Genomic DNA, 12,442 nt, shown 5'->3' on the forward strand with positions numbered 1-12,442 from the left:
TTTATTGACTATATGCATTTTGGTTCAAAAAGGCCGGTGCAGTGGGTTCCCCTCTCGAGAGGGGCAGGGGTGTGTTATCGCGCGTTCAAACACACCCCTGCCATTACACCATTCCTGCCCGCCCCCTCTCAAGAGGGGAATTTAAAACCAAATAACGAATACTCATTGATTATTTAATATCTGTAATTGTTTGTGTCGTGGCTCTGCCTGCTTCCTGCTCAGCCACAATGAGCGTATGATCGGGCTGTTTGCCATCCTCATCATAAATCACCAATTGATTCGGGCCTGTTTTCAGCCAGCATTCGGGAATGTATAAACTGGTAATCGATATCTTCTCCGGATACCGCCCAATGTTATGCCCGTTAACCCATACCGAGCCATGCCCCAGCCCCTTAGGCTCAAACCGCCAGATAAAGGTTTTTCCTTTTGCCTGTGGTATAGTAAACGTAGACCGGTAAAATGTGGGGGCATTGGTTTTAACCTTGCCGGTAAATTTTTGCCAGCCCTTTACTGCCAAGGCATCGCCCGGGCCGCCTTTCATTTTCCAGCCGGTTACGGCAGGCGCATCGCCAATGGCATTAATTTTTACGGGCTGATCGATCCCTCCTTCGTTGGAGTAATTTTCTATAAATACAGCAAGCCGTATAGGCGCTTTTAAAGCAGTGGCATCGGTTATATTCACTTCAAAAGGTTGGTTCCAGCCGTCGTGTTTAAATACCTGTTTACCATTAATAAATACGGTAGCATTTTCATCCACACTTTTAAACTGCAGGGTTATTTTTGACGTGCCTGCGGGCTCTTGTGGTATAGTTGTAGTAAACCAGCCGTATCCTTCCTTTAAATTAAAAACATCGGTGTTTATTTTATACGGTTTAAACATGGTAGTATCAAACGTCGGTGGCCCTTGCTTAACATCGCTTATTTTATTGGCCCTGGCAAAATACCAGTTGCTTAACTCGCTGATAAACGGACCTCCTTTTTTGATGAGCGCCGGACCAAACACCCCTTTACTATCTACCTCGTCAATCGGCCCAAGGTAAGCAGCCAGTTTATCCCTGCCATCATGTGCTGCAAAAATGGCGAGGGTATGTTTGCCTTTTTTCAGATCAAGGGTTAGCTCCCCATCGTTCAGTTTCCATTTAGCAGCAGGTTTGCCATCAACAAAAGCCTGCCCCCTGCCGCCGCCTTTTACCTGTAAGGTGTATTTACCTGCAACCGGGGTTGTGAGTGTAGTACGGTACCAGGCATCGGCTGTTACATCACCATCCGCGCCCATCGGTACAGGATTATTTGATGGTAGCCATTTGCCTGCGTTATAATTTATAGCCGCCTGCTCCGATGCATTTTTAAATTCCCAATTGCTAAGCGCAATAGTTTTGGGCTGATTGACTGTTACTGATGGAATCTGGTTTAACAACACTGCTGTTTTATCCGTGTAAACATAAACCTGCTCTTTTTGATGTGCCAATAATGGCTGTTCTATATCGGCCGTAAACTGGCTGCCGATAACAGAGGCTTCTGCCAAATAGGCGGCACCTGTAACTATATAGTTTTTCCTGTTGATGGTTTCGATATAAGTTTTATCTGTCAGTGCCCTGTTCATGGCCAAAACACGAATGGTTTGTGTACCCGCTTTAAAAGTATATTCCAGCGGCTTATTTGCGTCCGGCATCACCTGTTTAATACTCACCTCATCGCCATTAACTTTTACATTTGGGTTTTCTGTTGATGCCTTATCACTCGTTTTAAAATATAACGCCAGTACCGAACCCGCTTCGGCATCGGTAATAATGGTAGTGGCATTATCCTGCCTTACTATGGCGAATACCCGTGTTAAGGCCCATTTTAGCGTAACCTGCGGGTTAAGCTGATAATTATGCACCAACGGATATATCTCGCCCGGCAAAATGGTGATCTTGCTGCCTGCAATGTTATCATCAATATGCAGTTGGGTTGTTGTTGCTTCTTTACTTGTATTATCCAGGAAAACAATTTCGCCAGCGGGGCTTTTGCGGGCACTTACCCTCAAGGCCGTATCCAGTACTATCTTGCGGTAAGCGGCATTATTGTCTACACTATTTTCCAGCACATCCTGAAAGCTTCGCGCAAACGAGGCTGCCCGTTTAAAGGCATAGTAAATAGGCCTTAAGTCGCCTGTCTGGCCAATGGCCGCGCCGTAATCATATGATGCCGCGTCCTCGTCATTATTGGTGTACCCAAAGTTCGATCCGCCGTGCGCCATGTAATAATTGTAACCATTGCCGCCGTTGGCAATGATTTTCCAGGTGCGCCTGTCGTAAAGCTGGTCGTCGCCAGGTTTTGCGCCGTATTGCGAGTACCATACACTCCAAAACTCGGTAGAAAACCAAGGGTTTGGCCGTGCAGCATCATCCAGTTTGCCATCACCTGCCGGGTCGCTGGCGTGGTGCAGGCCGCTAAAAAAGTATGGCACCTGCAGGCCCATACTCAGCGCCTTGGTTTGCAAATGTTTAAAATAGCCATCGGGCATTATGGTGCCCCAGCCTTTCGGGTGCTCGTTTTCCAGCTGCACCAGTATTACCGGTCCTCCTTTGTTTACCTGGTTGTTCATCACGATAGGTAAAAGGCGATCAAAAAACCTGTCGACATATTTTTCAAACAATGGATTATCTTCCCGAACACTCAATCCCTTTTTAAACTTAAGCCAGATCGGGTAGCCGCCGTTATCCCATTCGGCACAATAATACGGGCCAACGCGTACAATGGCGTACATGCCTAAGTCGTTCACTTGTTTTAAAAACAGGTTCAGATCACGGTCGCCGGTGAAATCAAATTTACCTTCCTGTGCTTCGTGAAAGTTCCAGATGGTATAAATTTCGATACAATTAAATCCCGCACGCTTGATGCGCAGCAACCTATCGTGCCAAAGCTGGTGGGGTATGCGGGCGTATTCCAGCCCCGCAGATACAATGAACGTACGTTTACCTTCTATTAAAAATCCTTTGCTATCAAAATCGATATAGGGTTTAGCAGCTGCAGATGGCGGAAAAATGTGGTCGTTACTATCCTGGGCCTTTATGGTTGTCCTTAACGCCAGGCAAATCAGAATTGTTAAAAACAGGTATGTGCTTTTGATCATGTGTTTATGATTCAATGTGTTTTGTTTGTGACTACAATTTTCCTTTCTGTCATCCTGAGGCACGAAGGATCTATTTACCGCCCTGCATGACTGATAGAACAGTTCGCGAATAGATCCTTCGTTCCTCAGGATGACAATCTCTATTTCTTTCCCGATGACAGCGTTCCCACAGATACCTTCATCGATATGCCCGGCTTTGAACGCTGGCGACAACTCACCCCGGCTACGCTACGCTGGCCGACCCTCTCTCCGGCTAAAGCCGCAAAGAGGGTGTCCCCAATTTTTTTTCTCGCCCCTATGCGACGAAGTCGGAGAGAGGGGCACGGGCGGAGCCTCGTCGGGGTGAGTCGTCTACGCTATGCCCGGCATGCCTCCCAATACATCGTAGGGTCGCCCCTAACCGAAAACATTCGGAACAGCGGTCTGTGAGGACACAGACCGCGGGAAAGTATTGCCTTTTCAATGTAGAGACGCATAATTGCGTCTCCCGCGTGCAAATTACACATGCAAATTGACGACCTTACAAATTCGGAATGTCCTGCGGGAGACGCAATTATGCGTCTCTACAAAAAACCGGATAACTGCTAATACGCCGCCTGCAACACCAAACTATTATATTTTGCAAACAGTGCCTTCGCTTTCTCTACTCCATCGCCTTTGGCAATATCAGTATAGGCGTTATCGTGTTTGTTTACCCATTGCCACTCCCAGTTTTTTACCTGGGCGTCAAATGCTTTGGCATCAAAGGGTGCGCCTGTGGCCATGGCTTTGTTTAGCTGGCTAAAGTATAGTTCCCAGCGCTGTTTGTAATATCCCTTTATTAAGCCGGCCCATTGCCTGTTGGAGTACTCGCTCAGGCCGCTTTCTTTATCGCCCCAAAGGGTTACCAGGTCGCGGGCGTTTAGTTCATACAAATTCTTTTCTTTATCGGTAATACCGTTGGCCCTGGCTTCGTTAATCCATTTGCCTAATAAAAAATCTTTGCGGGTGCTTAGCAAATCGTCCATATCATCCATTAGCTGTAAAAAGGCGGCGCTGTTTTGTTTGAATGCTTCCTGATCACCACTTTTATAGGCCGATGCCATTTTTTGCTGCAATGGCGAAGCATAATTGGCCAGCACCTGCCGGGTTACATCTATCAAATCGTATTGATACCCGTCGCTTTGCTTCAGGCTATCGGCGGCGTTTACTAATAGCTGCCAGGCTTTGGCCAGCTTTAGGGGATCATAACTTAGTTTGGTTAAAACCCTGTCGATAGTTTTCTGCATGGTTGGCCTGGCCACGATGATTGATTCGGGGCCGCCCTCGCTCAAGCCGCTGCTGTAAACCGTATTCAGTAATATGTGCCAGGCTTCGGATGCGTTGGCATTGATTTGCCCATAGCGCCTGTGGGCATAGTTATTTACCCAGGCATCGGCATCAATAGGGCTATCGCGCCAAACATTCTCCAGCATCAGGGCAAACAGGGCCGGGTTTTGTTCAATACCTTCGGGAGTTATGCCTATGCCTACCAGGTTTTTTGATTCAGGATCATGCAGGGCGATGGCCGGATCGGCAGCTACGTGGCGCATGCGGCCAAACAGGCTGATGTTGCCGCCAAAGTTTTGCAGCATACTCCAAATCCAGGGCTTGCCATAGTAGGCTTCGGTACGGTTCCATACCGGGTGCGAATCGCTGTACAAATCAAGTACGATCATCTGGTCGTTAGGTACCGCGTTCAGCAAGGCTTTGATCTGTTGCGGCTGCCAGAATTTATTGTTGTAATGGAACATCCATCCCTGCATTACCCAAACCGCTTTTGGGTCGGCGGCGGTCATGGAGCGGAATACTTTTTTGCTCATACCATCCAGGTAAGTTGAATCATTGGTAGGTGGCACATTCTCGTTAAAAGTATCGGCCGAGTACAAATGATCGGTACCAAACTCCTTGTTTTGAGCCTCGATATATTTTTTGCCGATGGTTTCAAAAAGTTCATCGTCGGGGTCAAGAATGAATACATCAGGAAAGCCTGCATCCCAGTTGGTTCTTTTTACCTTAGCTTTCGGGAACCTGTCTTTAAACGATGGCGGCACGTGGCCGGTAAATGACGACAATACGGGTTTCATCCCGAATGAACGTTCGCGTTCCAGTACCTTTTTTTGCAAAGCGCGGTGGCTATCCATCCAGTGCTGCGGCAGCGGGCCACCCCAGGCATCAATGTTGCCCATCCAAAACCAGGAGAAGTAGGCTGGTCCGCAAAAAAAAGCGTCCAGTTCTTTATCTGTAAAGCCCATGCTTTTGTATACATCCTGCCAAATGGCTTCTTCGCCGGTAATGGCCAGCGGCATGTTGATACCGTTGAGCGCCATCCAGTCAATTTCCTTTTGCCAGCGTGCCCAGTCCCACCAGGCCATGGTATAGTTAAATGTGCAATAGTTAAGGTAATAGCGGTATTGATACGGCGTGGTTTTATGTATTTTGGCTGTAACCGCAGGCAAATTTGCAGGCAGGTTTAAATTGGTACCATTCCAGCCTATATCGCAAAAACAATAGGTTTTAAGGTAATAATTTAAAGCTGCAGCTACAGATAGCCCGTTGTTACCACGCAATACTATTTTACCATCGCGGCTATCCAGCTCAAACGCGTCTTTCCCGTTATCCTGGCTAACAGTTTCGACAAGGAATGCGCCCGACCTGCCCGGAATTGTCCGTTCGATAAACTCGTACGAAGCTTTTTGATCCACCTGGGCATAGGTATTTAAACTAAATGCGGTAACAATAAGTATCAATAAACCTTTTTTCATTATTTAAAGCTGGTTCTGTTTGTATAGGGTGTTATATAAATAAAAATACCGGCAGCCAAACAAATCGACTTAACAAATCAGTTCGGCTACCGGCATTTAATTAATCATTTTTACTTAAAGTTTGGATTTTGTACCAAAACGCCTTTACTCTTATCAATTTCTACCTGTGGTAACGGGAAATAGTAATTTTTAGGGCGAACAAACGTAACTGTTTTAGATTGGTCAATAGGTGCTTTTGAAACTGCCTTGTTGTATATGGCTGCAATATCAACAATGTTTTTCTTGTCCCAGCGCATTAAATCCTGGTGGCGCTCGCCTTCACCGGCAAGTTCAACACGGCGCTCATGTATTAACTGTGTCATACCTGCACCTACAACGGGTGGCAACAATGGCGAAGCCCGGTGCCTTATCTGGTTTATCAGCACATCGCCCGCGCCGGCACCCTGTGTACGTATAAGAGCTTCGGCTACCAGCAGGTAAATATCGGCTGACCGCATTAAAGGTACCACAAAGCTATGATCAACACCGCCACCATCGGCGAATGTGTTAAATACTGCGTATTTTTTAAATGCGAACCCGGTTGCCGACAGATCAGCGGTAAAGGTAGTTAAGCCTTTGTTGTCACCAAGATCAACTTTGTCTCCAACACTTAATACAGTTGCAGCTTTACGTGGATCATTAGCTTCAAACTCATTTACCAATCCCTGTAATGGCTGGCTAAAGCCGTAACCGCCCCATGGCCTTGGGATATAGTAAACCGTAAAATCATTTGGTAACACGTTTTGTACCGCCTGGATAGAAAAAAGCATTTCGGTGCTGGTTTCATTTGCACGGGTGAAGTTATCGGTGTAATTGGGAGCCAATGCGTAATGCGAATTGGATATTACCTTTTGCCCAGTTGCAATAGCCTCGGGAAGTTTTTCCCAGTTCATGTAAAGCTTGGTTAAAAGCCCCAATGCTGTACCTTTACTTACCCGGCCGAGATTTGAAGCATCGTAACTTTCCGGCAGCAGGTCAACAGCTTTCAGCAAATCGCTTTCTATTTGTTTACGAACTTCTTCAATCGGCGATTTGGGAACGTTAAATAATTGTTTCGAGTAATCATCCTCTGTGATAATTGGTACATCGCCATGAATTAACATTCCGCGCCAGTAGCCAAACGCTCTTAAAAAATAAGCCTCGCCCATGCTGCGATTTTTAATATCGGCAGATATAGCGGTGATTTTAGGGATATTGATAATGCAATTGGTAGCGCGGTTGATTTCTTCGTAGCGCCATTTCCAGGGGTACCTGATAGCCGCGTTTGAAGCATCGTAAGTTAAATTTTCAATGCCTTCATCTTCGCCGTGGTCGCCTGAGCGCCAGTAATCGTCAGATGGTACATCAAATGTACATTCGGCATGGCCAATATAATCTTCTTCAGGTAAAATGCTGTATATCCCATTAACGGCGGTAACGGCATCTGTTTCATTTCTGAAATAATTATCAGAGGTATAAACCCCCTGCTGCTTTAAATCGAGCGCTTTTTTACAGCTGCTGTTAAATAAAGCCAGTGCTATTGCTATATATAATATTTTGTTCGATTTCATGATTTTATAATTTAACTGTTACACCGAATGTAATTGTACGTACCGATGGGTACTGAGCCACATCAACGCCGCGCTGCAGGTTGCCGTTGGTATAACCTAACTCGGGTGTATAGCCTTTGTATTTGGTTATCATAAAGACATTTTGCCCGGAAGCGTACAATTTTACACTTTTAAGGGCGGCTTTTTTAGACCATGTTAAAGGTAAAGTATAGCCCAACGTGACGTTTTTAAGGCTGAAATAGTTACCGCTTTCTACAAACAGATCGGATGTGCGGTAGTTATCATTAGCACGGTCAAGCGATAAACGGGGAATGGTATTGCTTGTACCAGCGCCTGTCCAGCGGCCTAAATCTTCGGCATACAGGTTAAACGGATAAGTTGGATCGATACCCTGCATCCTGTCGGCGTTGTATAAGCTTACGCCAAATACACCGGTAAAATTGGCCGATAAATCAAACCCTTTGTACGATATACTGCCCTGGATACCTGCTGTAACATTCGGGTTAGGATTGCCCAGGTTAGTGCGGTCGTTACCATCAATTAAACCATCACTGTTTAAATCCAGAAATTTAACGTCGCCAGGCCTGATCGAGCTTTTGCGCGAATCATTTTTAAGCGCGGGATCATTGTCTATCTCGGCCTGGGTTTGATATAATCCATCTGTTTTCCAGCCATAGAACGATGCTATCGACTGGCCCTGGTAAGTACGTGAAATTTCCTGACTTGAGCGGCCGTAAACAGTAGAACCTATAAACGTGCCTTCGCCGTTTAACTGTGTTACCTTGTTTTTAATGAAAGATGCATTTGCGCCAAACGAGTATTTTAATTTATCATCGCCGCCCTGGTAATTAACCTCAACCTCAACACCTTTGTTATTCATGGTACCAATGTTTTGGTTAGGGATTGCTACCGAACCCGACGTGCCTACTACCGGAGGTGATATCAGCATATCTTTGGTGTTTTTATTAAACCACGTTACAGTAGTATTTAACTGGTTATTTAAAAAACCGGCATCAAGTGCAATGTTGGTCATGGCAGCCCTTTCCCAGGTAATATCGGGGTTGGCAATGCTGGTAACTGCGGCACCACTTACTCCCGAGCCACCAAATGCGTAGCCATTGTTTTCGTAGGTGCTGCCTATTTTTAATAAACTTAAGTACTGGTAAGGGCTAACATTCTGATTTCCGAGTTCGCCATAACCACCGGTTAATTTAAGGTTGCTTATCCAGGTTATGTTTTTGATAAATTGTTCGTTAGACAACCTCCAGCCCAATGAAAAGGCCGGGAAATAACCCCACTGGTTACCAGGGGCAAATTTTGAAGATCCATCCGCACGGAATGTTACCGTTGCCAGAAACCTGCTGTCGTAATCATAAAACAGCCTTGCAAAACCCGACTGAAGGGATGTTGGTTGTGGTATTATATTTGAGTTAAGCTGAAGGGCACCCTGATTAAGTACTCTTTGATCCGGGTCGGTATCATCATAGCCAACTCTTTGCGCTGTAAAGCCGTAGTCTTTAAAGTTTTGATAAGAATAGCCACCGGTAAAGGTTACGTGGCTTTTACCAAATACCTTATCGTAGGTTAAGAACGATTCGAGCAACTGAGACGATACTTCTTCCTCGCTTTGTGTGAGGGTAGATGTTTGGTTTGGCCTTGTCTGGTTAACATCGGCAACATTAAAGTTGTAATTGCGTATCAACGAGCCGTCAAACGCATAGTTAACACGCAGTTTCAGTTCCTTCAAAAATGAAATTTCGGCAAACGCGTTAGCCAGTACACGATATTTTTTTGTGTACTTATCGGCCTCCTGAATGGTGGCATAAGGGCTGTTAATATCACCTAACTGGTTGGCATAAGCTTTTGATGTTCCGTATGTACCATCGGGATTAACCAGGGGGATTGCCGGGTTAAATCGCAATGCCGAGAAAATCAATCCCGTTTGCGAGTTATTGTTATCAAAGCCATTTTGATTGCCGTAAGATAACTGCACATTCTCGCCCAGCTTAAACCATGGGGTTATTTTATGTTCAGAATTGATACGGGTAACGTAGCGTTTAAAGTTGGTTTTGTCGATGATACCGTCTTCGTTATAAATTGATTGTGAAAGATAATAATTAGATACGTCGTTACCACCTTGCAAACTTACATCGCCATTGGTTACATGCCCTGTACCCATAATGGCATGCTGCCAATCAGTACGCTGAGTTGCATAATAGGTATCGGTCCATGGCGCATCTATAGTAGCACCATCATTGGTATACCGCTCTCTTTTCAATTTGTACAAATCAGGAGCGGTAAGCAGCTTAATGTATTTGGTTGTATTTTGGAAACCGTTGTAAAAATTAACCGATGTTGATAGTTTCTGATTGTAAGTACCCTTTTTAGTAGTCACCAAAACTACACCATTTGCGGCCCTTGTACCATAAATAGCACTTGAAGAGGCGTCCTTTAAAATTTCGACAGATGCAATATCATTAGGGTTAATATCACTTAGCGCATCGGCGTTGCTGGTTGGTACGCCATCAATAACAATAAGGGGGTTAGCATCATTAATAGTACCGGTACCACGAATACGGATGCTTGGCGCTGCACCAGGCGAACCATCGTTACGTACAATGCTTACGCCACTTGCGCGGCCATCCAGGGCCTGTGCAGCTGATGCCACAGGTAAATTTTGAATATCGGCACCTTTAACGCTGGCAACAGAACCCGTTACATCTATTTTTTTAGTGGTACCATAACCTACTACAACAACTTCTGTTAAAGCAGATGGCAAGGCAACAAGCGTGATTGACAGGGTCTGATCGCCATTGATAGTCACTATTTTTTTCTCGAAGCCTATATAACTAAACTCCAGTACGCCGTTAACCGGGGCGTTAATTACGAAGTTACCGTTAACATCTGTTGTTACCCCGAGGTTGGTACCCTGCAGCCTGATGTTTACACCAATGAGCGGTTCGCCTTTGGCGTCAACCACTTTTCCTTTTACAAGCAAAAGGGCATTGGTAGTTTCGGCTGCCGATATGATCACTACGTGGTCATCGGCCATTTTGTAGGGCAGCTTATTATCCATAAGCGAGCTCAACACCTGTTCGATAGAAGCGTTTTTAACGTCCAGATCAACCTTGCCCAGTTTTTTTATGGCGGCGTAGTTGTAAAAGAAACGGTAATCGCTTTGTTTTTGAATTTTGGCAAGTATAGTACTTACCTCAGTTTGCTTAATGCTGAGTGTAAATTTCTGTTGTGAATAAACACTGGCCGAAACCTGCATGCAGGTAACCAGGATTAGCAAGAAAACTGCTTTCATTAGCAAAATAACTTTAAGGCATACGGGGGCACCCGGAATGGCAAATGCCCTTCTTGTTTTTTTCATTACATTTGTTTTGAAAATTAATGGATAGAGTAAGCTCGGTTCCAACTCGCTTACTCACAATGATAAATCCCAGATTTTTGCGGGGAAGAGTTGCACCTCTTCCCTTGTTTATTTATGGGCTTCAGGAGTCTGTTAGGTAATTGTTTTTCTTCATGTGCTGCTGTTAAGTTAATATTAGTTGGTTGTTGTTATTTTTTTACTCTTGTAGGATAGGTAAACCGTACTACCATCAATTTTTGATTGCAACGGTACAATTTGCCTCAGGAAATTCAGGGCAGTATCCAGGCTTTCATTTTCAAGCACACCACTTATCTGCTCTTTTTTGAGGGCTTCATCTGCAAACACTATCCTCACATCGTATTTGCGTTCCATTTGCCGGGCAACGTCTTCAAAATCATTATTGGCAAACATTATTTTGTGGTCTATCCAGGCATTTTCTGCATACACATCGTTGCTTACAACCGGCAATGTGGCTACCTCATATTTAATTTTGGCAACTGTCGTTTTAACGGCCTGGTTAGGTACACCTTGCGCCGGGTTATTAATGGTCAGTTTTTCGTGGGGCGATAAAATGATCTTTTTTTCGGGGTCATCGGCCAGCTCAACCTGCACCTTTCCTTTTAATAAAGTAGTTTCGGTTGTTTTGTCGTTGCGGTAAGCCTTTACGTTAAATACAGTACCTAAAACTTTTACTGTGAAGCCGGCGGTATGTACCAAAAATGGTCTCTTCGGATTTTTGGTTACTTCAAAAAAGCCCTCACCTTCTAAACTTACCTCCCTTTGCCCGGCCTGGAAAACCGAAGGGTACGAAAAATGACTGCCTGCATTCAACTTCACTTTGGTACCATCTGATAAAGTAACCTGCATCATTTTGCCAAAAGGCACATCAATTTTTTTTGTTACTGCCACATCAAGTTGCTGTTTGGCCTGCCTGTTATAAAACAAAAAGCCAAACAAAGCAAGTACGGCAACTGCAGCAGCCGCGCCAATCCACCTCCAGTTAAATGGCCGTACATTGGTAGTAGAAACTTCGGTTTCTGTTTCTTCAGAATCTTTTATTTTAACCCATAACTCATCCAGCTTACTGTTTATAGTAGTAGGCAAAACCTCGCTGTCGTTATTAAGTGTACCTGTTAAGGCGTCTGTTACCTGCTGAATTTTTTTGTATCCGGGGTGCTGATTTAAAAACAGTTCGAGTTCATCCAACTCTTCCTTATTGGCCGATCCGTCCATACTTTTAGCCATCAGCTCAATAAACCTTGATTTTCCCATAATTTAGTCGATCTGATGTAAGGACACCAGTCAATCGCGATTTTCCTAAAAGAATTTAAAATAAATTTTAAGGCTGTAAAACAGTGCCGCTATCAAGCTTTTGATGAGTCTCATTTGGGCGCGATTGAGGTGCCTGTAGCACTTTCCCGGCCATACCAAAAACGTACGCAAATCGTCCGGTTTCGATACAGTGGAAAGTACCTGATTGGTTATTATATATCTAACAATCAAATAGTTAAAACAGAGGCATAATATTTACGCTGATTTGGGCGATAACGTCTGTTTGTTAACTCCTAAAACCCGG

Annotated in this window: 5 protein-coding genes; all 5 read right to left on the reverse strand. The window is 44.7% G+C overall.

What is annotated here, in order from left to right; translation table 11 throughout:
• Nucleotides 1-169 precede the first annotated feature (169 nt).
• The 5 genes from FSB76_RS10415 to FSB76_RS10435 all read right to left on the reverse strand — a co-directional run bounded on the left by FSB76_RS10415 (nt 170) and on the right by FSB76_RS10435 (nt 12,138).
• Nucleotides 170-3,118, reverse strand: a complete 2,949-nt coding sequence (locus FSB76_RS10415) for a beta-galactosidase (protein WP_147053513.1) — start codon at nt 3,116-3,118, stop codon at nt 170-172.
• 584 nt (nt 3,119-3,702) lie between these two features.
• Complete coding sequence (locus tag FSB76_RS10420) at nt 3,703-5,901, reverse strand: alpha-N-acetylglucosaminidase (protein WP_147053514.1); 2,199 nt, start codon at nt 5,899-5,901, stop codon at nt 3,703-3,705.
• A gap of 110 nt (nt 5,902-6,011) precedes the next feature.
• Nucleotides 6,012-7,490, reverse strand: coding sequence for a RagB/SusD family nutrient uptake outer membrane protein (locus FSB76_RS10425; RefSeq protein WP_147053515.1), 1,479 nt, complete (start codon nt 7,488-7,490; stop codon nt 6,012-6,014).
• 4 nt (nt 7,491-7,494) lie between these two features.
• Entirely contained in the window at nt 7,495-10,866 is a 3,372-nt protein-coding gene (locus tag FSB76_RS10430; protein WP_147053516.1) for a TonB-dependent receptor, read from the reverse strand.
• A 174-nt stretch (nt 10,867-11,040) separates the two neighbouring features.
• Nucleotides 11,041-12,138 (reverse strand): FecR family protein, encoded by a 1,098-nt coding sequence (locus FSB76_RS10435; RefSeq protein WP_147053517.1) that lies wholly within the window; start codon nt 12,136-12,138, stop codon nt 11,041-11,043.
• Between the last annotated feature and the right edge of the window lie 304 nt (nt 12,139-12,442).

It is taken from the genome of Mucilaginibacter ginsenosidivorax (assembly GCF_007971525.1).
Lineage (GTDB): Bacteria > Bacteroidota > Bacteroidia > Sphingobacteriales > Sphingobacteriaceae > Mucilaginibacter > Mucilaginibacter ginsenosidivorax.

Bases quoted from the DNA above. Each gene is read 5' to 3' on its own strand.
- FSB76_RS10420 (WP_147053514.1), bottom strand. From the start codon at position 5,901: ATGAAAAAAGGTTTATTGATACTTATTGTTACCGCATTTAGTTTAAAT.
- FSB76_RS10430 (WP_147053516.1), bottom strand. From the start codon at position 10,866: ATGAAAAAAACAAGAAGGGCATTTGCCATTCCGGGTGCCCCCGTATGC.
- FSB76_RS10425 (WP_147053515.1), bottom strand. From the start codon at position 7,490: ATGAAATCGAACAAAATATTATATATAGCAATAGCACTGGCTTTATTT.
- FSB76_RS10435 (WP_147053517.1), bottom strand. From the start codon at position 12,138: ATGGGAAAATCAAGGTTTATTGAGCTGATGGCTAAAAGTATGGACGGA.
- FSB76_RS10415 (WP_147053513.1), bottom strand. From the start codon at position 3,118: ATGATCAAAAGCACATACCTGTTTTTAACAATTCTGATTTGCCTGGCG.